Raw genomic sequence first — 21,519 nt, 5'->3', positions numbered from 1 at the left:
TGAATAGCGGAACGAGCGCGCTGTTAGGGCAGCGGCGGCAGCGACATCTGCGGAAGCTGGGGTATTCCAGGGAGATTCGAAATGGGCGAAAGCCGGTAAACAATCGTCATGCCGTATCCGATGTCATCGTCGGTGACGGTGATCAAATACTTCGGCCCAACAAATGTGCTCTGGCCGAGGACGCTTTCGCGGGAATAGCCGGCTTTCTCAAGTAGCGTCCGCGCGCGGTTGACCTCTGCCTTTTGCACGGCGGTGACGCTCAGCACGATCGAATCGGATTGGTGCGTCAGCCGATATCGACCGTCGATTATTGGTACCTCTGCCGGAAAACCAGCAGGAATCTTCCACGAACCTAATGGAGGTGGTTGCGGTGTGGTCACCGGGGGATAGCTTGTTGTATTCGCCGCGCCGCCGGTGAGGGAATCGACACTGCACGACGTAATGCCAAGAGCGGAGAGTACAACAACGACCGCTAAGGCGAAGGTCAGTCGCGGTGACGTCATGATAATTCTGGCCCCTCGTCAATGTCCGACGACGTATTGCGATTTCAGGGCAATCTACCGCACCCTCGATGGGGGCTGTAATTCGTTTGACTTAGTCCTAGCAGGAAAAAACCAAGGCGTCGAGGGCGATATGCCCTCGACGCCTTGATCGTTTCTTAGTTCAGCTTCTACCGCAGATAACCTGGAACCCGCGAAACCGGCGCGAATGTCGAGGCGGAGTTTCCGTTGCTGGTCGACATAATGCCGATCACCGCACCGGAGCTATTGCGGATGGGACCGCCGCTGTCGCCGGGGGCGGCGCGCAAGCTGGCGGAGATGCTAAAGGTGTCCTGAAGTTTCAGGAACGGAGGTGCGAGGCTAAAGCCGTGTGCCCCACGGAGTTTCGCCTTCGGGTTGGTGATCACTCCACGGCCCCGGCCAGTCGTCACGCCGAACTTGGTGACCGGCTGGCCCTTCGCGAAGCGTCCCGACCAATCGACAGCGTCGACTCGAGCACTGGTGCCGCGCGCCAGAGTGATGACAGCGATGTCGAGGTGTCGGGTATTGCCCAAGTTAGCGGTGATGCGGCCGATCCGCTTGCCCTTGGTGTTGTAGACGGCTTTACCGACATCGCCGCAGTGGCCGGCCGTATAGGCGCGGGACGGGGAGATGACGACACCGAGGGTGCACTTCGCAGCGGTGAAGGGAGTCTCGGGAAGGTTGATCTCCATCCCGGAGCGAACCGGCGTCGTGGGAGCCGCTTGCGCAACGGCTGTCGGCGTGGTCACCGCTATCGCGGTGGCGAGTATCGCCGAAGCGACATACTTGGCCCTCATCTAAAACTTCCTCCCAAATGGCAAAGATTCAATTAAGAATTAATAACGTAGCATGCCCCTCGCCGATCCGCGCAGTCGCCGTACCGATTACTCAGACGACACCGTCGACGTCGGCTGTCCGGCGACCAGGTCTTCGAGGGACAATCCCCAGCGGCCAAACCGCTGATCGAAGTTAGTTGCCCGACGTTGCGCGTGCGCCAGTTTGTCCGCCGAGTAGAAGCGTCGGGCCCACCTAGACTTCGGCCGCGCCAGGCGCAGCGCGCCGATTAACGCCACCAGCGGGACCAGCGTCCCCAGCAACGACGTCGAGTACTTACCTTTCATCACGCACACCACGACTGCCGCGAGCCGGACCGGCAGCCCGACAGTCATGACGAGATGGGCCGGAAGCCAACCGGAATCGTCGCCGAAGGGCATATACCCGAGAAGCATCAGTCCGAGGACGGCAACGGTCAGCGTCACCACCTGAACCGACAGTTGTCCTTCTTGAGTCCAGTAAACATCGCGCAGGTGCAGGATCATCGCGAACTCGTCGAGGACCAGGGATGTGCCGATGCCGATCGCGACGGCGGCGATCTCGCTGGCAGGTGACGCACCGTCAACGGCGATGGACATGATGCCGCCCACTGCCATCAGCACGATTCCGGGCACTGCGTGGTGGATATGCAGGCCGCCGCGGACGTTGTCGCGGAACGGCCCGCGGCCCGCCCGGATCATGCGGGTAATCACCCGGGTTACGACGAAAGTGGTCAAGAAGGCCACAAATAGCAGGAATAGGGGGAACTGTCCGCTGTGGACGAGCTCGGACAGCTTCGCCGGCATCTGATCAGCGTAGGGCTATCGGCGCGGTAGGTCCTCCCGAACGAGCAAGACCCCGGTATCCGCTGGGGATACCGGGGTCTGGCGTATGCGTTATTACAGGTTGGCGCCGCAGACCGGCCATGCGCCGGCGCCCTGGGTGGACAGGACGTTCTCAGCGACGCGGATCTGCTCTTCGCGACTAGCATTCGCCGCGCTGCCGCTGCCGCCATTGGCTTCCCAGGTGGACTGGCTGAACTGCAGGCCACCGTAGTAGCCGTTGCCGGTGTTGGTCGACCAGTTGCCGCCACTCTCGCACTGGGCGACAGCGTCCCAGTTGTGACCGTCGGCCGACGCGGTACCGGCCAGCATGGTCAGCGGGGCAATGGCGAGCGCACCAGTGACACCGGCGCGAACTGCAAGCTTCTTGAGGCTCATATGAATGAGTCACCTTCCGTATCTGTCATCGCCGGTAGTTGAGTAGTGGCGATGAACTTTTGGACCGGAATGGACCCTACAAAATCAATTGATAAACGTCATGTCGCGTTTGTGATTACTGAGGCGTTGCATCACGAAACGATAACTATCGATTATTCAATGTATTCGCAGCGCATAGCGCATAAATACCTGTGAATTTCCTGCATGGTGTTTACCAGCCAAAAGTGGCGCATAACACAGCTATTTTGTGTCGGCGATCACAGCAAATAGTGCTTAGCGGGCGCCGACGGGCAATCCGAGCATCGAGGTCAGCGCTCCGCCGACGATGGGGCCCAGACCGCGAAATGACTCCGACGTCAGTAATGAACTGGGCAGCGTCGCCACATCGCAACCCGATGGCGTTGCCGCACCGGGCGTCAAGCGAGTATCGATCCAGTCGAACGCAGCACCAGCGCCCGTCATCAACACGATGCCGTGTGTCGAGGAGATCTGCGGAATCGGATTGGGTGGAAGCTGCTCGCGGCGGTAAGTAACCGCTGCACCACTCTTGCAATAACTCCGTACCAGTTTGTCAGTGCCGGAAATGGGGGCAACCTCTTCGGTGATGCCGTTGTAGATATACGTCGGGACCTTGGGTGCGCGACCCGTGATTCCGCGCGCGGCGATGGCACGTTTGATCACCGGGTCGGCCAGCACGACGTCGACCGGCTTGGTCAGGTACCGCCGATAGTCGAACCACAGGTTGGCGACAATGTTCTGGGCGACGCAGTGACCAGCGGTTGCTGCCACCGCCTGTCGGCCCTGCGGCGTCAGGTATCGGTTGAGCGCGACGCGGAATGCCGATGAGTCTTTGCCGATGGCGCCTAATGCGATTGGGATTAGTCCGCCGAGCGGGGTGAAGTTCACCGACTTGAGCGATGCCGCGAGGTCACGCTCTGGCGCGCCAAACGCGGCTCCCTTGATATTGAGTTCAGGAGCGTAGGTCGGCTGCTCTTCGACGGCCCAACTGCTGGCGATGGCACCGCCCGAATATCCCCACAACGCGGTTGGAGTCTTCTGGGGTAGTTGTTCGGGCTTGAAGTTCTGTACCGCGCGGATGCCGTCGAGGACGGCGTAGCCGGGCTGATGTGGTGTGAGGAACCGATCGTTGATGCCACCGTGGTCTGGCATGGCGACAGCCCAGCCTTTGGTGAGTCCTGCTGAGGCAAGCAGCGATTCGGCCGCTGGGTTGGTCAAGGTGATCGGACCGATCGGCTTCGAGAAGTCGATGGGTGCGCCGTGGGTCAGGCTGTACGACGGTCCGCACTCGCGCAGCGTCGCGTCGGTCGCGGCCTGGAAGGACAGTAGTGGACGCTTCTTCGCGGCACCTTCGGGGATCATCAAGGTGGTCACCGCGACGTCGGGCTTTCCGTCGGCGTCGGCGGTGCGATAGAGCAACTGCCATGCCTGAACGCGAACCGGAAACAGTTGCAGCGCACGGATATTGACCCGACGACTGCGCAAGACCGCACCGGGAGCGGCGGCCGCGACCTTCGTCGGGACGTCGTAGAAGGCGTCTCGGGGAGGTGCGGGTTGCGCGGATGCGCTACCCGCCGTCGCGGTGAGGACCGACGACGCGGCGGCAGTGATTACCGCAGTGACGACTAGACGCCTCGATAGTTGACTGACACGGCTCAAGTTGGACAGACGACCCATAGTGATAGAACTTACATCGACGGGGCTTCTGTGTGCGGGACATCTGAAACTTCAGTGTTTCACTAGCCGAGGATCCCGGGACGCAACAGTGTTTGCATAGTGTCGAGCAACTCCACGCGGGTGATCGACGGATCATTCGCGCGCTCGACAATCGCGGCGTTAACAGCGCCGAGATATGCGACCCACCCGAGCCGCCCGGTATGGGATACCGGTAGACCGTGCGCCTCGGCATCGAGGAGTACGCCCCGCAACTGCTCGGTCCACTGCTGACGCCGCTCGTGGCGGTGAGCTTCGAGCGCTGGCGAAACGCCGACCACTTCGATGAACGCGACTCGAGTCATCCGTGCGTCCTCCTCGTAGACCGATACGAATGCCTCGACGGCGGCGCGCAATACCGCCTCCAAGTTGGCATCGGCGCGCAGAGCGATGGCTACCGCATTGGCGACCGCGGTCATGGACCGGTCCTGGATCGAGTCGTAGAGATCTCGCAGCAAGTGTTCGCGGTCTGAGAAGTCCTGATAGAACTGTCGCGTCGACAAACCCGCTGCCTTGCAGATCGCCGGTACCGGCGTCGCGGCGTAGCCGTTGGCGCCGAACAATTCCAGTGCGGCGTCCCGGAACCGTACGCGACGAGAGCGTCGACGTTCATCGACGCTCTCGCCCCCGTATATGCGTGAGTCGGCTACCACCGTCACCACGGTAGTCGTCGGCTACTTCCCGCGCCCGATCGCAGCGCCGAACAGTCCGGCGAGATCGGTTCCGATAACATTCGAGAAGGTCGGCCACCACTTGGTGTTAGTCGCCATGCTGAGTTCATCGCTTGTGCGACAACCCTTTTGGGCGGGCTTTCCGGCGAGCCGGTCGCGTAGCCAGAGGAGCGCGAGCGGTGCGCCGGATACCTCGGCGATGATGTGCTCGGACAGATGATCCCGTGTGTAGGTGACCTGTGCCTTCGGATCTCGGCAGTATTTGGCGACCAAGGTGTTGACCTGCCCGACCGGAATGATCTCGTCGAGGGCTGAGTTCCACATGTACATCGGCATCGACGGGGTCGACTTGCCCATTCGGGTGTCGTTGAACACCTTCTTCACGGCTGGAGCGTTGAGCGGGTCGCCAGGCCAGTTGAGGAAGCCGCTGATGTTCAGGAAAGGTAGGAGCGAGCTGGTGTACTGCACGCACAGCGGCTCTTTGACCGCCATCAGAGCCTTGCCTACCGGATTCATCTGGCGATCGAGAAAGCGCTTGAAGTCCGGGTATTCCTTACTCAGGCCGAGCACCGCGCCCATCACCAAGCCGCTGGTGACGTTATTCTGAGCGGCTTTCAAGACCACCTTGAGATCAGCGGGAATGCCCCCCTCTGCGGCGCCGACGATATTAAGTTCTGGCGCGTAGGAGGACTTGAGTTCGGCCGCGTGACCCGTGACGATCGCTCCGCCGGAGTATCCGTACATCCCTATCGGCGACGAATCGGTGATGCCGATGGGTGCGAAGTTCTTGGCGGCGCGCAGACCGTCGAGGGTGATGCGGGCGCCCAGCGGGCCGGCGGCGTAGGCGTTATTCGGGCCCTGGTGGTCCGGTATGGAGAGCGCCCAGCCTTGAGCGAGCATGCCCTGCGCGATAAGCATTTCGGCTGGCACCACTATCTGTCCGGCGAAGGAGCTGACCGACCACTGTTGCACGGTGTACGACGGTGAGCAGTACCCAGCGGTGGAGTCCTCGGCCAACTGCACCGAAACCACCTTGCGTGGTCCCTTGGTGCCGCCGCGCGGTTTGAGGAGTGTGGTGACCGCGGCGATCGGGTTGTCGCGGCTGTCGGTCGAGCGGTAGGACACCTGCCAGCCGTCGACGTTGAGCGGGATCACGCCGAATGTCGCCACATTGATTCGCCGCGCGGCCAGGATCTGACCGGGCTGTGCGGCGGCCACCTTTGCCGCCGGTGGGCGATAGAAGGCCGGGTCGAGTTCCGGGGGTAGTGGAACGGCAGGCGCGGGCGTGACACGTACAGCGGGCGACGTTGGTGATGACGTCGAGGTCGGTGCGGCGACCACGGGTGCGGCACCCAGGCAGCAGGCGGCGACCAGCGAGGCGCTGACGACGGCGAAAATACGGGCTCTCAAAGCTTTCCCCAACTCTAAGTGTGAAACACGGCTGTTTCACTTTGAAGAATCTAACGTAATGTGTCACGCAACACAACAGCCCCGCCGATGTGATTCGGCGGGGCTGTATGACAGATTGCGGAAGGGGTTACTTCAGCTCGGCGCTGCTCTTATTCAGCACGCGTCGCGCGATCACCAGATTCTGGATCTGCTGGGTGCCTTCGAAGATGTCGAGGATCTTCGAGTCGCGCGCCCACTTTTCCAGGAGGAGCCGTTCGGAGTAACCGAGGGTGCCGACCAACTCGACCGTCTTATTGGTGATGTCGGTGACGGTCCGCCCGGCCTTGGCCTTCGACATCGAAGCCTCGGTGGAGTTCGGCTGCTTGTTGTCAGCCATCCAGGCGGCCCGCATCGTATGCAGATACGAAGCCTCCCAATCACTTTCGAGGCGAATGAACTCGGCGGCCGCCGCGTGCTGATCGGCCGCAGGGCGGTCGTAGTCGATCTCGATGCCCTCGTCCTCCAGGATGCGCCGCAGTTCTTCGAGGGCGGCGCGTGCCACGCCGACCGCCATACCGGCCACCATCGGGCGGGTGTTGTCGAAGGTCTGCATGACCCCGCCGAAACCCTTTTTGGTGTCGACTTCCGGCGAGCCGAGCAGGTGCGACTTCGGGATGCGGCAGTCTTCGAAGCGGATCACCGCGGTGTCCGAGACGCGGATGCCCAGCTTGTGTTCCAGGCGCACGATGGTGACTCCGGGGTGCTCGCGCGGCACCACGAAGCTCTTAATCGCCGCACGACCGGCACTCTTGTCGACGCTGGCCCATACGACGATGTGGGTCGCCCGCGAACCCGCGGTGACGAAGATCTTCTCGCCGTTGATGACGTAATCGTCGCCGTCGAGAGTCGCGGTGGCAGTCACCGCGGCCGAGTCGGAACCGAAGCTCGGCTCAGTGATGGCCATCGCGGCCCACACCTTGCCGAAGTCTTTGAGCTGGTCGTCGGTTGCCACGGCTGCGATCGCCGCATTGCCCAGTCCCTGGTAGGGAATGGTGAGCATCAGGCCGACATCACCCCACGAGGTCTCCAGAGCGTTGAGCACCGACTGCATATTGCCGCCGTTTTGTACCGTGCCCTCGGCCTTGGCTGGCTGCTTCTTCTCCTGGCTGCGTCCACCGTCGGCGCCAGCGCCAGCGGCACCAGCTGCCGAGAGTCCGTCATAAAGACTCGCGAGGGTGTCCAGCTCGATCGGGTACGCGTGCTCACGCAGGTCGTATTTCCGCGAGATGGGTCGGAAGATCTGTGCCGCAGCCTGATGAGCTTGATCGATCGTGGTATCGAGTTTGCGGGGCAGTTCGAGGTTGATTGCCATAATTATGTTGTCTCCCAAGTACTTTCGTGTGCCCTTAAAGGACCACGATGCCTTCGCCGATGCCGGCACCGCGCAGATCGCGATACCAGCGCTCAACCGGATGCTCCTTGGTGAAGCCATGTCCGCCGAGCAGTTGGACACCGTCGAGACCGATCTGCAGGCCCTTGTCGATGGTGAGCTTGCGGGCCAGAGCTGCTTCGCGAGCGAAGGACAGGCCCTGTTCGGCGCGGGCGGCGCCACGCAGGGTCACCAGGCGGATCGAATCGACCTCGGTCGCGATATTGGCGACCATGAAAGCAACCGCCTGGCGGTTGGCGATCGGTTCACCGAATGCCTCGCGTTCGTTGACATAAGGAATCACGTAGTCGAGCACAGCGCGGGCGGTGCCCATCGCCAGTGCCGACCAGCCCAGGCGAGACAACCGCACGACATCGCGGTATGCCGCGAACGCCTCGTTGCCTTCTTGTTCACCCAGTAGTGCACCGGCCGGAACCGCGACGTCTTGCAGCAGCAGACGGCCCATGCCGGCGGCGCGCACGCCCATGCCGGGATCGGCTTCGACGATCAGACCCTTGGTATCGGATTCGACGATGAACAGTGCCGGACGACCGTCGAGTTGTGCGCCGACGATAAACAGCTCAGCCGAACCGGCGGCCGGAACAAAGGACTTGACGCCGTTGAGGCGGTAGCCACTTGGCACCCGAGTCGCCTTGGTGGACAAGGTGAACGCATCGAAGAGTGGCTTGGGCTCGGCGATCACCACGGCCGACTGCGGTACATTCTCGCCCGCGAAGTCCGGCAGGTAGGTGCGCTGTTGGGCGTCGGAGCCGAAGTTGGTCAGCGTGGTGGCGACGCCACTGGGGGCGAGTAGCGGAAGTGCCAGACCCATGTCGCCGTATGCCATTGCCTCGGCGACGAGCGCATTGGTAATCACGCCACGTTCGCTGGCCGCGCCCTCGAACTCCTCCGGCACGTTGATCATGGTGATACCGAGCTCGGCCGAACGCTTCAAGATGTCGTCGGGAGCGGTTGCCGCGGTGTCGGCGTCGTAGGCGACCGGCCGCAAGATCTCGGTGCTGAACTCCTTGACGGTTTCAGCGATCATCTGCTGCTCGTCGTCGGGGGTCAGGTTGAAGTAGTCCTTGGGGGTGGTCGGCAGGCGCTTGGCCTTGCCATCGCCACCTTGCGCCGCCTTGAACGCGCGGTTTGCGGCGCCGAGCGTCTGGAATCCAGTCTTGGTGCCTTCGTAGGCGATGCGGTTGATCGGCTCGCGCAGCTTGTACTTCTCGGCGAAATCCGATCCGGTCACGCTGGTCAGCACGCGCATGGCGGTGCCGATCGCGGAGCGCTTGCGCGGATTCTTGCCGACCGCTGAGGTGTCGTTGGGCTCGGTCGAGGTTGTCATTGTCACCAGCTGCTTCTCGAGGGGGTGGGTGGGTGTTGCTGGTCGTTAGGCCAGCGAAGACGGGTTCTTACTCCCTAGTAAGTACCAACCTTACTACTGAGTAAGGAAGATGTCACGTGTAGCCCGATACATTGGTCACATGTATCCCGGCCAGCCTCCGATCGTCCCGACGCAGCGTTCCGCGTGGGTCTCGGCGCTTCCGGCGGTTGCGGTATTCGCCACCGGAGCGGCGGTTTTTGGCATCGCGGGTGCGTGGTCACCCGCGAGTGTGACGTCTGGTCCGAGTCTATGTCCATTCCGGGAGATGACCGGCTGGCCGTGTCCGGCGTGTGGTTTGACCCGCAGCTTTGTGCTGTTTGCCCACGGCGACATTCCGCGGGCGTTCTCCTTCAACCTCTTCGGCCCGATCTTCTTCGTTGTCGGATTGGTGGCGGTGGTGATCGCCGGCTGGTCGCTTGTCGCCCGCCGCCCGGCCGTTCTGAGCAAACTCGGGTCATGGCTGACAAAGCCAGCGGCGATGATGATCTTGGGTGTGTGGATGCTCTACGGAGGTGTGCGAATCATCGACACGATCCGCGGCACCGGATGGTTCCCGACGATCACTTAGGCGCGAGTGCTGCCAGTTCTTCCTGGGCAGCCGCGAGTTCGCGACTCAGCTCGTCGACTCGGCGCCGAGCTTCATCGCGCGCCGCGTTGAGTACCGCTGACGCCGCGTCCCGCGCCGGAGAGTCATCGAGTTCGCCTATCGCCGCTTCGGCGCAATCCGGTGTGACACTTCGTGATCGGGTGGGCTTACGTCCACCGCGAGTGACCGACACCGACCACGTATTATCCGGCGATCCGTAGATCGTCACGGTGACCGATGCCGGTGGCTTCTTGGCGCCGGTACGGCGAGCGGGTTTCGCGGGTGCCGCGGTCTTTGCCGGTGCAGCCGGTTTCTCCGCCGTCGCCGAACTGTTCGCCTTGCCCTTCTTTGCCTTGTCAGGTTGTGGTGTATCGGTTTTGGTCAGCCGGAGTTCGTCAGCCTCGAAGGGGAGTTCGTCATCGACACCGCGCGGCTTGACGGTCACCGTCTGCCCCGACACCGCCAGCACACGCGCGGATGCGCCAGGTGTCAGACCGAGGCTCGGGGTGCCTTCGCGGAGGTACACCGTTGGCTGCTTCCCGTCGGCAACGGCGGTCGCGAGTGCGGCGAGATCGTCAGGTGTCAGCGACGCGGATGCGGACCGGCGCGGTGGCATGAGTTGGCCTTTCTCGGATGGGTGCTCGATGTTTCAGATGAACCGATATCTTCGCACGGGTGTGCGAACAAATTTACCCTACAGCTGGACTGGCTACGCGACAATAATTGTCGCCAAACCCCGACTAGCCGGTGGCAATCCTTCCCACGACGCCTTGTCGGCTGCGATGATCTAGTTATGCGTCTCACTCACTTCGGACATTCCTGCCTTCTCGCCGAATTCGATGACACCAGAATCCTTTTCGATCCGGGTACGCTCTCGGCGGGCTTCGAGGAGCTGACCGGGTTAGCTGCCATTCTCATCACTCACCAACACCCCGATCACGCCGACGTCGACCGATTGCCCGCTCTGGTCGGGGCGAATCCGGATGCGGTTCGCTACGCGGACCCGCAGACGACCGCGCAGTTGAACGAGTCAGGTACGGCGGGCGAGTGGACGGCCGCGCACTCGGGTGACACCTTCGATGTCGGGGTGGTGACGGTACGCGTGACCGGCGGGCGGCACGCGGTGATTCATCCGGCGATCCCCGTCGTCGACAATGCTGCCTACATCATCGACGCCGAGTCGACCTCCGGCGCGCTGCTGCATCCGGGCGACTCCTTCTACATCCCGTTCGAGAAGATCGACGTCCTCGCGTTGCCCGCCGCTGCGCCGTGGATGAAACTCAGTGAATCGGTCGACTACCTGCAAGGTGTCGCGCCGAGGGTTGCGGTTCCCATTCATCAGGCGGTGTTGTCAGCGGCGGGAATTGCGGTGCACAACGCGCGACTTGATGAAATGAAAGACGCCGCAACACAATTCGTGGTTCTCGAAGAGCGGGTCGCGGCGGAGGTCTAGCGGCCCCGGGTGGTCGAGTGCCGTCGACCGAGCTTGCGAGGTCGCCGGTGTATCGAGACTCGGTGAGATGACTGCCGGCCGCTAGCACGTCGGCACTCAGTCGCGCCGATAGGCCCGAAGCAGCTCTGCGGCCTCGGATTGGTAGGCGTGCTCGGCCCAGTCGAGGGGCGTTGTGCCGTAACGCATATCGCAGATGGTTGGGTCCGCGCCAGCCTCGAGAAGCCGGCGGATTAACGGAAGATCGCCAGCCCATGCCGCTTGATGTAGTGGGGTTGCTCCTTCGTTATCCAATGCGTTCGGGTCCAACGGGAAGGTGGATATCGTCAGATCGGCGCCTGAGGTATCGATTCCGTGCTGGCTGAGTAGATCCAACCGAGCGGAGTACCCACGCTCACCCGCCCAGTCGATTTGCCGTTTCCACATTTGTTCGCGGGTCTCCATAGCCTCGCCGAGGCGGCGTTCCCACGGGCTCGGGTCAGCGTCAGCAAGCCCGTGAGTGAATAGGAGTTCCAGATGCGAATTGTCGGGCCGGAACATCCTGTTGTAGAGGGCTTGCTGGTCAACCGGGTGCGCGCCTCGTTCCAGCAGGAGCGTAGCCAGCGCATCGGCGAACGGGTGTTGAGGCTGACGGCCCGCGCCTTGCTCGCCTTCGCCGAATACTCCGGTGAGTGCGGTGAATGGCGTGGATAGTCCACACCACAGGTATCCAGCATTGGGGTCGGCGCCGGCGTCGAGGAGAAGCGTTGTGGCGGAAAGAGTTTCATCCCGAGTGCGACCGAGCGGCACGCGACTGTAAGTGAGGTACATCAATGGAGTCCAACGATACGGCCCACCCTTCGACATTGCGAGCGAGGGCTGCGCCGTCAACTGCCGCGCGAGTGCGACCGGGTCGGCGGCCGACGCGGCAACCCAAATATTCCGGTCAACCAAGTCGGGATCGGCGACCAGGAGATCGGCCGCCATCTGCCAACGCGGCGGCTCGTCAGTGCCGTCGTAGCGCAGTGAGGCGAGCGAGCAAAAATGGTCGGCCGGTTCGAGCTCGCTCTCGTCCAGCGCCGCCGGATCGGTGCCGAGACCGGCGGCAACTCGCAAATACCGGACAAGTGCCGCCCACCCGCTGAAGCCGTACCGTCGCGCCATCGTCAGCTGGGCGCCGTGAAGCGCGAATTGCTCACTCGCCAAAGCGATTTCGGCATGCGGATGGTGTTGCCGCACCGTTGTAACCGCTTCGGGATCACCTTGTCGCACCGCTCGCTGAAGCCGACGCGCTTCGTGTCGGAGCCACTCGAGTGACGGGTTATCGGGAAGTGTGCTGGCCATGACGGCCTCCTCTCGTAAGCCCGATGTCCGCGAGACCAGGCAGAGAAGAGGTCGGATAACTCAAAGTCAAGCAGGGAGGCTGAGCCTCTTCGGGCGGACACCGGGCGTTCCTGCACGCCCGGCCCTACGCTACCCGAATCGCGCGTCAGTCCGCTCCGAGTGCGGTGAGAACCTCGTCGTGCAGCAAACCATTGGTGGCGACCGCGCTCCCGCCGTGCGGACCGGCCACGCCTTCCAGCGAGGTGAATTGGCCTCCGGCCTCGCGAATGAGAATGTCGAGCGCGGCCAGATCCCACAGGGAGACTTCGGGTTCGGCTGTGGCATCCACGGCGCCCTCGGCGACGAAACAGTAGTTGAGAAAATCGCCATAGCCGCGGACCCGCCATACGGTGTCGGTGAGGTCGATGAATTTGTCGCGTAGCCCGCGGTCCTTCCAGCCGGATAGGCTGGAGAAGGCCAGACTGGTGTCTGCCAGAGTGCTGACCCCCGACGTCGAAATACGTTGGGGCGCAGCGTTGTCGAAGCTCGCGAATGCGCCAACTCCAGTTGCTGCCCACCAACGGCGTTTCAAGGCCGGCGCGGATACCACCCCGACGATCGGTACGCCGTCGTCGAGTAGAGCGATCAGGGTCGCCCAGACCGGAACGCCCCGGACGAAATTCTTGGTGCCGTCGATCGGATCGACGATCCATTGCCTACCCTGAAACGACGCGGTGCCGCCAAACTCCTCGCCGAGGACGGCGTCGTCGGATCGATGTTGCGAAAGTAGTTCGCGCACAAGGGTTTCAGCTGCCAGGTCGGCGTCGGAGACCGGAGTCAGATCCGGCTTGGTGTCCACGCGCAAGTCGATCGACCCGAACCTGGCGAGTGTCAGCGCGTCGGCGGCATCGGCGATCGACAGTGCGACGGCGAGGTCGTCGGCGACGTCGGAGTAGGTGGCAGAGTCGGACATGACGACTAGGGTAGCGAGCATGTGGATTCAGATCGCGTTCGCCGTCATCCTCGCAGCCGGCGCCGTGGCGCTTATTCTCCAGTTGCAACGCGGTCGGCGTCCGCGACAACTCTCACCTCAACAGGCCGCGCAGTTCGAGGCTGGCACGCTGACCGTGACCGGAGTGAGCGATCGACCGGCCGAAGCCGACTCGAAAGGCGAGGTCTACGCGACTATTTCCGGCACCATCGTCGGGCCGACCACCGCGCCGACCGACGTGTACACCACAACCGTGCTCAACCTGGAACGTGACCCGTGGCCTCGCCCGGGCGACGACCTCCCGGTGTTCTACAAGCCCGGCAAAGTGGACTCCAGCTGGCGGATCGGATCGTTGCCACCCGCGTAGGCGCGGTGAGTGGCCGGTATCCTGGTTAATCGTGCATCCCGACGTAATCGCAGATCTCGAATCCCTGGACACCACCTTGACCACTGTGGAGAAGGTGCTCGATCTGGAGGAGTTGGGCCGTCGGATCGACGAGCTCGAGATGCAGGCATCCGATCCCGAGCTGTGGAATGACCAGGATCACGCGCAGAAGGTGACCAGCGAGTTGTCCCACGCGCAGAGTGAACTGCGCAAAGTCAGTGAACTCCGCCAACGCCTGGACGATCTGCCGGTCCACTACGAGCTCGCCGACGCCGAGGAAGGCGACGACCGCGTTGCCGCCATCGCCGACGCCGATTCCGAACGCGCATCCCTGCGCACCGACATCGAGGCGATGGAAGTCAAGACGATGCTCGCGGGCGAATACGACCCGCGTGATGCGCTGGTCAACATCCGTTCCGGTGCCGGTGGTATCGACGCCGCGGATTGGGCGCAGATGTTGATGCGGATGTATATCCGCTGGGCTGAGCAGCACGGTTACGGCGTCGAGGTCTACGACACCTCCTACGCCGAAGAAGCGGGTATCAAGAGTGCGACCTTCACCGTGAAAGCTCCGTATATGTACGGCACGCTGTCGGTGGAACAAGGCACCCATCGGCTGGTCAGGATCAGTCCATTCGACAACCAGGGACGGCGGCAGACGTCATTCGCCGAGGTCGAGGTGCTGCCGGTGGTGGAAACCACCGACCATATCGACATCAGCGAGAACGATTTGCGGGTCGATGTCTATCGATCGTCAGGTCCGGGTGGACAGTCGGTCAACACAACCGACTCGGCGGTTCGACTCACCCACATCCCGACCGGCATCGTCGTGACCTGTCAGAACGAGAAGAGCCAGTTGCAGAACAAGGCGGCGGCGATGCGGGTGTTGCAGGCCAAACTGCTCGAACGCAAGCGTCTGGAAGAGCGGGCCGAGATGGATGCGCTCAAGGGCGATGGTGGGTCGAGCTGGGGCAATCAGATGCGCTCGTATGTCCTGCATCCCTATCAGATGGTGAAGGACCTACGGACCAACGTCGAGGACAACAACCCAACCAACGTGCTCGACGGCTCGTTGGACAAGTTCATCGAAGCCGGCATCCGCTGGCGGATGGCCAATGCCGATGGGTAGCGGCGCATTGTTCGCCGCACACGATGTATTGGCGAACGTCACCGCACCGGCCGGCACCAGCAGACTGATTCGCTGGTTCGCAACCAACGGGGTGGAGATAGCGCTGTGGGTGTTGGCCGCCGCCATTATCATTCGCTTCGTCAACTGGGCGTTGGCCCGCTACGAGAAGAAGATCGACCGCGAATTCGACGGTAGCGATCTCATCGTGCGTACCGAATCAACCAAACATCGTCGGGCCCTGCTGCAGGTGCTGGCCTGGTCGACGATCGGCATCGTGGTTCTGGTCGCGGGTTTGCAGATTCTGATGTGTTTCGGCCTTCCGGTCACCAGCCTCGTCGGCCCCGGTGCGGTCGTCGGTGCGGCCCTCGGTTTCGGCGCGCAGCGAGTGGTGCAGGACCTACTCGCGGGCTTCTTCATCGTCACCGAGAAGCAATACGGCTACGGCGACGTAGTGGAACTCGCCTTGACCGGCGGCAGCCTGGCTGAGGGGACTGTCGAAGACGTCAACCTGCGAGTCACCAAACTGCGTACGAGCGATGGCGAAGTGGTGACCGTACCCAACGGGCAGATCGTGAAATCGACGAATCTGTCGAAGGATTGGGCTCGAGCGGTCGTCGACATCCCGATTCCCGCCGAGGCCGACATCGGCCAGGTCAACGAGATTCTCGCGCGAGTCGGAACCGACTTCTTCAATGACCGCCAGATGCACAAACTCTTGCTCGACGCTCCCGCACCGCTCGGCGTCACCAATCTCGAACTCGATTCGATGACGGTGCGGATGGTCGCGAGAACCCTGCCGGGTAAGCAATTTGAAATCAGCCGGGCGTTGCGCGCACGAATTATCCGGGCACTTGCCCGCGCGGGCATCACGATCGCGCCGGGACGCGACGTGGTATCGGCTTCGACGCCGCCGACCGGGCTCGACGTGGACCAAGGACGTGACGATGAGTGACGAACCGACGAGTACACAGGGCGCGTCGCCGACGCCGCGGCGTCGCGACTATCGCCATATCTACCGCACTCGGATCCGCACTACGACGGTCGCCATGGTGCTCGCGTTCGTCGGACTGCTCGTGTTGTACGGATCCGCGCTGTCCTATTACGAGACTCAGGATGCGGAAAACGCGACCAATCAGGTGCGTCGTCCCGTGGCGACGAGTGTGACGCCAGAGCCCTCCGAAACTCGCACTTCGACGACATCGACGACGGAGTCCTCGGAACGGCCGAGTGCGTCATCGACTCGCTCGACGGTCCAGCGGACGCCCGACGGTAGTGCCCAGACGTCGACTACGCCGACGGTGCCGGGCGTCCCCGGTATCCCATTGCCGACTCAGCTGATCCCGCAGACGCAGACAACGCCCCAATCGCCTCAGTCACAAGTGCCTCAGCGGTAACACGCCCAGGAAGTCGAAGCCTGAGGAGAGTTCTCAGTCGCCATCGCTACACTGACATCTCGTGATCAAGCTGTCGGACGTCACGATGAAGTACAAAGCCTCGGCCCGCCCTGCGCTGTCGAATTTGACTCTTGAATTGGACAAGGGGGAGTTCGCGTTTTTGATCGGGCCGTCCGGGTCGGGTAAGTCGACCTTCTTCCGGGTGTTACTCAAAGAGGACAAGCCGTCATCGGGTGATGTTTACGTTGGGGACTTCCACGTCAACGCGATGAAGGCACGCATGGTGCCCAAGTTGCGCCAGTCGATTGGCTGCGTCTTTCAGGACTTTCGGCTGTTGCAGCAGAAGTCCGTCGCCGAGAACGTGGCCTTCGCGCTTGAGGTGATCGGCAAATCGCCCGCCACCATCGCGAAGGCTGTTCCGGAGGTGCTCGAGTATGTCGGTTTGGAAGGCAAACTCAATCGGATGCCCTATGAGCTGTCCGGTGGTGAGATGCAACGCGTCGCGATCGCCCGGGCCATCGTGAACCGCCCGCTGCTGCTGCTCGCCGACGAACCAACCGGCAACCTCGACCCTGACACCAGCCAAGAGATCGTCGACGTGCTCGACCGCGTCAATCGTCGCGGTACCACCGTCGTGATGGCCACGCACGACCGACAGATCGTCGACGCGATGCGACGCCGAGTCATCGAATTCGACGCAGGGCAACTGGTCCGCAACGACGTCCAGGGCATCTACGGCATCGGCTGACAGTCGCCAAAGTCGAAGCCCAACCACTGGAATCTGAGGAGAGCATGCGAGCGAATTTCATCATCAGTGAGGTCCTGAACGGACTGCGTCGCAACGTCACCATGACGATCGCGATGATCCTGACGACCGCTATCACACTGGGGATGTTCGGCGCTGGACTGCTGGTTATCCAGATGGCGGACAAGAGTCAGAAGATCTTCCTCGATCGTGTCGAGATGCAGTTCTGGATCAACGACGATGTCGCCGATCGTGATCCCGGCTGCACCGCCGACCCCTGCTCGACCCTGCGAACCCAGCTCCAGAACGAGCCGGGAGTGGCCAAGGTTACGTTCATCGATCGTGCTGAGGCGTTCAAAATCGCCAAGAACACGTTCAAAGACACCCCCGACATCGTCGATGAGACGACCCTGCCCGCATCGCTGAAAGTCCGGATGAGTGATCCGGGCCGCTTCGGTGACGTGCTCGACAAGTATCAGAAGGCCCCTGGCGTCGACGGTGTGCTCGACCAGCGCGATCTCGTCAAGCGGATCTTCAGCGTGCTCGATGGCGTGCGAAACGCGGCGTTCGTCATCGCCGTGGTGCTGGCGATTTCAGCAATCATGTTGATTATCAACATGGTTCAGATCGCTGCGTACACCAGACGCACCGAGGTATCGATCATGCGGTTGGTCGGCGCGACGCGCTGGTATACCCAGCTGCCGTTCCTGTTGGAAGCAGTGTTCGCCGCATTGATCGGTTCGCTGCTGGCGATCGGCGGACTATTCGCGGCCAAGGTGCTGTTCTTCGAGAACGCGCTGCACGATCTGTACGGCGTAAATATCCTTGCGCGCATTACCAATTCGGACGTATTGTTCGTGTCCCCATGGCTGGTCCTCGGCGGCATCGCGTTGTCCGGCGTCACGTCGTATGTCACGTTGCGCTGGTACGTTCGCGAGTGATCTAGCGGTGGGCGCTCGCAGCGTGCGGGCACACCCGGACAAGGAACGGCTACGACAGTGGTGAAGGAAACAGGTCGCAAAGTGATCGCGACCAATCGTAAGGCGCGACACAACTACGCGATTATCGATACCTACGAGGCGGGTATCGCGCTGCTCGGTACCGAGGTGAAGAGCCTGCGCGAAGGTAAGGCCTCGTTGGTCGATGCCTTCGCCACCGTCGACGACGGCGAAATCTGGTTACGCGCTTTGCATATCGCCGAGTACGGGAACGGCTCGTGGACGAATCATGCGCCGCGACGCAATCGCAAGTTGCTGATGCATCGCCGGGAAATCGACATTCTGATCGGCAAGATCCGGGACGGCAACCTCACTCTGGTGCCACTGTCGATGTACTTCAGTGACGGTAAGGTCAAAGTGGAGCTGGCACTTGCTCGCGGTAAGCAGGCACACGACAAACGACACGATATCGCCCAGCGCACGGCCCGACGCGAGGTCGAGCGCGAAGTGGGACGCCGCGTAAAAGGTATGTAGGAGAACCCTTTTCAGTGCGACGACGGTTAATCCGCCTGAGCCTAGCGCTGACAGCTTTGCTGTCGGCGGTCATCGTCACCGCTTGCGTGGCAGATCCGCCCGGCCGGGTTGGTGGTGACGGCGTCGCATTGCCAGGGGTCGCCGCGACGCCGCCGATGGGGTGGAACAGTTGGCAGCCATTCGGCTGTTCGGTGACCGAGGCGCAGGTCCGGGCACAAGTCGATGCGCTGGTTTCGTCGGGACTTCGCGACGCGGGATACCGCTATGTCGTCGTCGATGATTGCTGGAATGCCTCGGATCGAGCCGAAGACGGTGCGCTGCAAGCGGATCCAACGCGTTTCCCAAGTGGGATGGCAGCATTGGGCCAGTATGTGCACGCGCGCGGGCTGAAGTTTGGACTGTATGTCGGCGCGAGCGATAAGACCTGTACGCAATACCAAGGCGTCTACCCCGGCGCGACCGGCAGCCGGGGCGTTGAAACACGCGACGCCGCCACACTGGCGTCGTGGGGTGCTGACTTCGTCAAATCCGATTGGTGTTCGAGTAACGGCCGGCATGAGGATCAAGTCGAGGCATTCACCGCCTGGCGCAACGCGTTGCGCACAGTCGGGCGACCAATGGTGCTGAGTATTAACCCCAACAGTGGAGTGGCCGGCACACCACCCGGACAGGCCTTCGACTGGGGCGGGGTGGCAACGATGACGCGGGTTACCAATGACATCGCGCCGAACTTTCAGAGCGTGTCGACTATCGCCGACGCGGTCGGGCTGGTGGCGCCGCGTACCCGTGTTGACGCCTTCAACGATCCCGACATGCTGGTCGTCGGTCAGGGATTGAGTGCGTCGCATGCGCGTACGCAGATGTCGTTATGGGCGATGTTGGCCGCACCGCTGATGCTCGGTACCGATCTGACACGTCTGTCCTCGGAGAATGTTGCCACTGTCGCGAACAGGGCGATGATCGCGTTGGATCAAGATGCGCGTGCGGTCTCCGGTGCACCGGTGGCCGGTGATGCCGAGGTGTGGTCACGAGCGATCGGGCAGAAGGGCCTTGCGGTGTCGATGACCAACCGGACGTCGAAGCCAAAGCTGATCTCGGTATCGCTGGCGTCGTTAGGATTGACCGGCGACACCGTCGCGGGCGTCGATGTGTGGACGTCGAAGAGGTATCAGGCGCGCGACGGCGCCCTGGCGGTTCGGGTCGCACCTGGCGACACCGCGTTGTTGGAGATCGTCTGACTTTCAAGTCTCGTTCTCGCCTGCCGTCGGGGCCGTAGCGCGGAGAAGTTTCCGCAGGTGGAGCCCTGCGGAGGCAAATGGGATGAAGTTGGCGGTCAGTGTTGTTAGTATTAATAGTCCGCCACACCAGTGGTGGATCCCTCTCGGGGCTGAACGGTTTCGACTGCGTGCGTCGAGATGGGGGAAGCGTGTCGGTGCAGGCTGGAGACCACCGTATGAGCGTCGCAGCAACCAATTAAGCGCCGATAAGAATCAGCGCGACTACGCCCTCGCTGCCTAAGCAGCCAGGCTAGTCTGTCGGCCCGGACGTGCTCTCAGCCCGGTCCCCGGCATCATTTTCGGGAGCTCACCGTCCTCGCCGGTCGCGGGGGAGGACGGGACAACCAACAGCGACTGGGATCGTCATCTCGGCTTGTTCGCGTGACTGAGAGATCCGAGTAGAGGCGCAGCGGACTGCACACGGAGAAGCCCCATCAACACGACGAAGGACCCGGGTTCGATTCCCGGCAGCTCCACGAAAGCGCCCTACCTGTTTACGCAGGTAGGGCGTTTTTTTGGTCGCTCGATACAGCCGCGACAGCATCTTTGGCCCGTTTTTGGCCCGTTTCTATCTTGGTGGCGTGTGGCCGGTCCAGGGCCACGGCGACCGAATCGAGGTCATCATCGAACAGATGGCCGTAGTTATCGAGGGTCATGGTGGCGAACTTATGGCCCAATTGGCGTTGAACGGTCTTGACGTTCGCGCCGGTCGCGATCATCAGGGATGCTGCGGTATGTCGGAGGTCGTGCACACTGAGGATTGGAAAGTCGGTCGTTGGGATCAATCGGCCGTCTTCGTCTCTTAGGTACTCGCCGGTTTTGGGATGCTTCATGGGTTTTGCGAGACGATGGACGGCCTTGCCGAACCAGTGGGTTGTCGTCGGCGGGCGTAGTGGCGTGCTGTCTCGGCGCTGCCATATCAGCGCGTTTTGGTTCGCAGTCTCGCTTACCAGGGGAGCGACCATATCCACCACAAAGCCGGGCACCGCGACTGAACGCCGTTCCCAGGTTTTAGTCGGACCGATAACGGATGCGCTGTTGACCTTCGACGCTGAACGGGTGATGTGCAGTCGACGGCGTTCAAGGTCGATGTCGCGAGGGCGCAGCGCTGCAAACTCACCCCATCGAAGGCCTGTGAACGCAAGCAGGAAAACGACTTCGGCGTTTCGGCTGACCTCAAAGGCAAGCGCGTCTACCTGGTCGGCTGTGAGGTAGTCGTGGTCGACATCGGTGGACGGTGCCGGAGCTGACACGGGTAAGGCGGTTTCGACGGGCACGACAGGCGACCTGCTGGTTCCGGCATCGACCAATGTCACCCATTATGGTATTTGGAATGGTGCGACGTTCTTACGTGGGGAACTGCTCGACGGCAGTATCACTGTGAACGGCACGCCCGTGTTGGTGGGTATCACGCCGAAAACGAAATACAGCTAAGACGAACCAGCGCCCCGGATGCGTAGATCAATTCCGGGGCGCTCGAACGTGTGGTGACGGTCAGCTTCTATCGACTGGGATTCCGATTGTATTGCCGTAACAACCAGTCTTCGCCTTGATATGTAGTTGACGATCTTCGTAAACATACTTCCTGAGTTTGGATAACTCGTCGGATCTAACTTGCCCGGGATTG

23 protein-coding genes and 1 other RNA gene are annotated in these 21,519 nt (G+C 62.0%); 11 read left to right on the top strand and 13 right to left on the bottom strand.

Annotated features, from left to right (window positions below):
- Window positions 1-23: 23 nt before the first annotated feature.
- The 9 genes from AAFP29_RS21140 to AAFP29_RS21100 all read right to left on the bottom strand — a co-directional run bounded on the left by AAFP29_RS21140 (window position 24) and on the right by AAFP29_RS21100 (window position 9,122).
- The gene (locus tag AAFP29_RS21140; RefSeq protein WP_419219380.1) at window positions 24-503 is read right to left on the bottom strand and encodes a hypothetical protein; all 480 of its coding nucleotides are present in this window, start codon (window positions 501-503) and stop codon (window positions 24-26) included.
- A 167-nt stretch (window positions 504-670) separates the two neighbouring features.
- Window positions 671-1,318 (bottom strand): trypsin-like serine protease, encoded by a 648-nt coding sequence (locus tag AAFP29_RS21135; protein ID WP_419219379.1) that lies wholly within the window; start codon window positions 1,316-1,318, stop codon window positions 671-673.
- Window positions 1,319-1,405: 87 nt separating this feature from the next.
- Window positions 1,406-2,140, bottom strand: a complete 735-nt coding sequence (locus tag AAFP29_RS21130) for a hypothetical protein (RefSeq protein ID WP_419219378.1) — start codon at window positions 2,138-2,140, stop codon at window positions 1,406-1,408.
- A 93-nt stretch (window positions 2,141-2,233) separates the two neighbouring features.
- Window positions 2,234-2,554: a transglycosylase family protein gene (locus AAFP29_RS21125; protein WP_419219377.1), complete on the bottom strand. Its 321-nt coding sequence runs from the start codon at window positions 2,552-2,554 to the stop codon at window positions 2,234-2,236.
- Between the two features lie 273 nt (window positions 2,555-2,827).
- The gene (locus AAFP29_RS21120; protein WP_419219376.1) at window positions 2,828-4,249 is read right to left on the bottom strand and encodes a lipase family protein; all 1,422 of its coding nucleotides are present in this window, start codon (window positions 4,247-4,249) and stop codon (window positions 2,828-2,830) included.
- Window positions 4,250-4,311: 62 nt separating this feature from the next.
- The gene (locus AAFP29_RS21115) at window positions 4,312-4,938 is read right to left on the bottom strand and encodes a TetR/AcrR family transcriptional regulator (RefSeq protein WP_419219375.1); all 627 of its coding nucleotides are present in this window, start codon (window positions 4,936-4,938) and stop codon (window positions 4,312-4,314) included.
- Between the two features lie 21 nt (window positions 4,939-4,959).
- On the bottom strand, window positions 4,960-6,366 hold the full coding sequence (locus AAFP29_RS21110) for a lipase family protein (protein WP_419219374.1): 1,407 nt from the start codon (window positions 6,364-6,366) through the stop codon (window positions 4,960-4,962).
- A 127-nt stretch (window positions 6,367-6,493) separates the two neighbouring features.
- Window positions 6,494-7,717: an acyl-CoA dehydrogenase family protein gene (locus AAFP29_RS21105; protein ID WP_007317937.1), complete on the bottom strand. Its 1,224-nt coding sequence runs from the start codon at window positions 7,715-7,717 to the stop codon at window positions 6,494-6,496.
- Between the two features lie 34 nt (window positions 7,718-7,751).
- Window positions 7,752-9,122 carry an acyl-CoA dehydrogenase family protein gene (locus AAFP29_RS21100; protein ID WP_419219373.1) on the bottom strand — a complete coding sequence of 457 codons (1,371 nt, stop codon included), beginning with the start codon at window positions 9,120-9,122 and terminating at the stop codon, window positions 7,752-7,754.
- A 139-nt stretch (window positions 9,123-9,261) separates the two neighbouring features.
- On the opposite strand from AAFP29_RS21100, the gene AAFP29_RS21095 reads away from it, so the two are divergent.
- Window positions 9,262-9,729 carry a DUF2752 domain-containing protein gene (locus tag AAFP29_RS21095; protein WP_419219371.1) on the top strand — a complete coding sequence of 156 codons (468 nt, stop codon included), beginning with the start codon at window positions 9,262-9,264 and terminating at the stop codon, window positions 9,727-9,729.
- Here AAFP29_RS21095 and AAFP29_RS21090 read toward each other — a convergent pair.
- Window positions 9,722-10,363, bottom strand: coding sequence for a hypothetical protein (locus AAFP29_RS21090; RefSeq protein WP_419219369.1), 642 nt, complete (start codon window positions 10,361-10,363; stop codon window positions 9,722-9,724). The two genes, AAFP29_RS21095 and AAFP29_RS21090, sit on opposite strands and share 8 nt — an antisense overlap.
- 177 nt (window positions 10,364-10,540) lie before the next feature.
- On the opposite strand from AAFP29_RS21090, the gene AAFP29_RS21085 reads away from it, so the two are divergent.
- Window positions 10,541-11,200: an MBL fold metallo-hydrolase gene (locus AAFP29_RS21085; RefSeq protein ID WP_419219368.1), complete on the top strand. Its 660-nt coding sequence runs from the start codon at window positions 10,541-10,543 to the stop codon at window positions 11,198-11,200.
- A gap of 96 nt (window positions 11,201-11,296) precedes the next feature.
- On the opposite strand, the gene AAFP29_RS21080 is transcribed toward AAFP29_RS21085, so the two are convergent.
- Entirely contained in the window at window positions 11,297-12,520 is a 1,224-nt protein-coding gene (locus tag AAFP29_RS21080; RefSeq protein ID WP_419219367.1) for an ankyrin repeat domain-containing protein, read from the bottom strand.
- Between the two features lie 145 nt (window positions 12,521-12,665).
- Window positions 12,666-13,472, bottom strand: coding sequence for a histidinol-phosphatase (gene hisN, locus AAFP29_RS21075; protein ID WP_419219366.1), 807 nt, complete (start codon window positions 13,470-13,472; stop codon window positions 12,666-12,668).
- A gap of 19 nt (window positions 13,473-13,491) precedes the next feature.
- Between hisN and AAFP29_RS21070 the strand changes: the two genes are divergently transcribed.
- The 9 genes from AAFP29_RS21070 to ssrA all read left to right on the top strand — a co-directional run bounded on the left by AAFP29_RS21070 (window position 13,492) and on the right by ssrA (window position 20,371).
- Window positions 13,492-13,857: a hypothetical protein gene (locus AAFP29_RS21070; RefSeq protein ID WP_419219365.1), complete on the top strand. Its 366-nt coding sequence runs from the start codon at window positions 13,492-13,494 to the stop codon at window positions 13,855-13,857.
- Between the two features lie 31 nt (window positions 13,858-13,888).
- Window positions 13,889-15,004 (top strand): peptide chain release factor 2, encoded by a 1,116-nt coding sequence (prfB, locus tag AAFP29_RS21065; protein WP_419219364.1) that lies wholly within the window; start codon window positions 13,889-13,891, stop codon window positions 15,002-15,004.
- Window positions 14,991-15,956 carry a mechanosensitive ion channel family protein gene (locus AAFP29_RS21060; protein ID WP_419219363.1) on the top strand — a complete coding sequence of 322 codons (966 nt, stop codon included), beginning with the start codon at window positions 14,991-14,993 and terminating at the stop codon, window positions 15,954-15,956. The genes prfB and AAFP29_RS21060 overlap by 14 nt, the downstream gene beginning before the upstream one ends.
- Window positions 15,949-16,398: a hypothetical protein gene (locus AAFP29_RS21055; protein WP_419219362.1), complete on the top strand. Its 450-nt coding sequence runs from the start codon at window positions 15,949-15,951 to the stop codon at window positions 16,396-16,398. The genes AAFP29_RS21060 and AAFP29_RS21055 overlap by 8 nt, the downstream gene beginning before the upstream one ends.
- Before the next feature lie 61 nt (window positions 16,399-16,459).
- Window positions 16,460-17,146: a cell division ATP-binding protein FtsE gene (gene ftsE / locus AAFP29_RS21050; RefSeq protein WP_419219361.1), complete on the top strand. Its 687-nt coding sequence runs from the start codon at window positions 16,460-16,462 to the stop codon at window positions 17,144-17,146.
- A gap of 44 nt (window positions 17,147-17,190) precedes the next feature.
- Window positions 17,191-18,084 carry a permease-like cell division protein FtsX gene (gene ftsX, locus AAFP29_RS21045; RefSeq protein ID WP_419219360.1) on the top strand — a complete coding sequence of 298 codons (894 nt, stop codon included), beginning with the start codon at window positions 17,191-17,193 and terminating at the stop codon, window positions 18,082-18,084.
- A 57-nt stretch (window positions 18,085-18,141) separates the two neighbouring features.
- Complete coding sequence (gene smpB, locus AAFP29_RS21040) at window positions 18,142-18,615, top strand: SsrA-binding protein SmpB (RefSeq protein WP_419219359.1); 474 nt, start codon at window positions 18,142-18,144, stop codon at window positions 18,613-18,615.
- A gap of 14 nt (window positions 18,616-18,629) precedes the next feature.
- Window positions 18,630-19,853: a glycoside hydrolase family 27 protein gene (locus tag AAFP29_RS21035; protein ID WP_419219358.1), complete on the top strand. Its 1,224-nt coding sequence runs from the start codon at window positions 18,630-18,632 to the stop codon at window positions 19,851-19,853.
- A gap of 145 nt (window positions 19,854-19,998) precedes the next feature.
- Window positions 19,999-20,371, top strand: a transfer-messenger RNA (tmRNA) gene (gene ssrA / locus AAFP29_RS21030).
- Window positions 20,372-20,386: 15 nt separating this feature from the next.
- On the opposite strand, the gene AAFP29_RS21025 is transcribed toward ssrA, so the two are convergent.
- Entirely contained in the window at window positions 20,387-21,208 is an 822-nt protein-coding gene (locus tag AAFP29_RS21025) for a site-specific integrase (protein WP_419219357.1), read from the bottom strand.
- Window positions 21,209-21,519 lie beyond the last annotated feature (311 nt).

This window comes from Gordonia sp. CPCC 205333 (assembly GCF_048537885.1).
GTDB lineage: Bacteria > Actinomycetota > Actinomycetes > Mycobacteriales > Mycobacteriaceae > Gordonia.
The sequence above is the reverse complement of the archived record's forward strand: the minus strand, read 5'-3'. Positions and strand labels throughout refer to the sequence as shown.

Excerpts from the sequence above, each read along its gene's own strand:
- AAFP29_RS21140 (WP_419219380.1), bottom strand. The coding sequence starts at position 503 with ATGACGTCACCGCGACTGACCTTCGCCTTAGCGGTCGTTGTTGTACTC.
- AAFP29_RS21135 (WP_419219379.1), bottom strand. The coding sequence starts at position 1,318 with ATGAGGGCCAAGTATGTCGCTTCGGCGATACTCGCCACCGCGATAGCG.
- AAFP29_RS21130 (WP_419219378.1), bottom strand. The coding sequence starts at position 2,140 with ATGCCGGCGAAGCTGTCCGAGCTCGTCCACAGCGGACAGTTCCCCCTA.
- AAFP29_RS21125 (WP_419219377.1), bottom strand. The coding sequence starts at position 2,554 with ATGAGCCTCAAGAAGCTTGCAGTTCGCGCCGGTGTCACTGGTGCGCTC.
- AAFP29_RS21120 (WP_419219376.1), bottom strand. The coding sequence starts at position 4,249 with ATGGGTCGTCTGTCCAACTTGAGCCGTGTCAGTCAACTATCGAGGCGT.
- AAFP29_RS21105 (WP_007317937.1), bottom strand. The coding sequence starts at position 7,717 with ATGGCAATCAACCTCGAACTGCCCCGCAAACTCGATACCACGATCGAT.
- AAFP29_RS21100 (WP_419219373.1), bottom strand. The coding sequence starts at position 9,122 with ATGACAACCTCGACCGAGCCCAACGACACCTCAGCGGTCGGCAAGAAT.
- AAFP29_RS21095 (WP_419219371.1), top strand. The coding sequence starts at position 9,262 with ATGTATCCCGGCCAGCCTCCGATCGTCCCGACGCAGCGTTCCGCGTGG.
- AAFP29_RS21090 (WP_419219369.1), bottom strand. The coding sequence starts at position 10,363 with ATGCCACCGCGCCGGTCCGCATCCGCGTCGCTGACACCTGACGATCTC.
- AAFP29_RS21085 (WP_419219368.1), top strand. The coding sequence starts at position 10,541 with ATGCGTCTCACTCACTTCGGACATTCCTGCCTTCTCGCCGAATTCGAT.
- AAFP29_RS21080 (WP_419219367.1), bottom strand. The coding sequence starts at position 12,520 with ATGGCCAGCACACTTCCCGATAACCCGTCACTCGAGTGGCTCCGACAC.
- hisN (WP_419219366.1), bottom strand. The coding sequence starts at position 13,472 with ATGTCCGACTCTGCCACCTACTCCGACGTCGCCGACGACCTCGCCGTC.
- AAFP29_RS21070 (WP_419219365.1), top strand. The coding sequence starts at position 13,492 with ATGTGGATTCAGATCGCGTTCGCCGTCATCCTCGCAGCCGGCGCCGTG.
- AAFP29_RS21060 (WP_419219363.1), top strand. The coding sequence starts at position 14,991 with ATGCCGATGGGTAGCGGCGCATTGTTCGCCGCACACGATGTATTGGCG.
- AAFP29_RS21055 (WP_419219362.1), top strand. The coding sequence starts at position 15,949 with ATGAGTGACGAACCGACGAGTACACAGGGCGCGTCGCCGACGCCGCGG.
- ftsX (WP_419219360.1), top strand. The coding sequence starts at position 17,191 with ATGCGAGCGAATTTCATCATCAGTGAGGTCCTGAACGGACTGCGTCGC.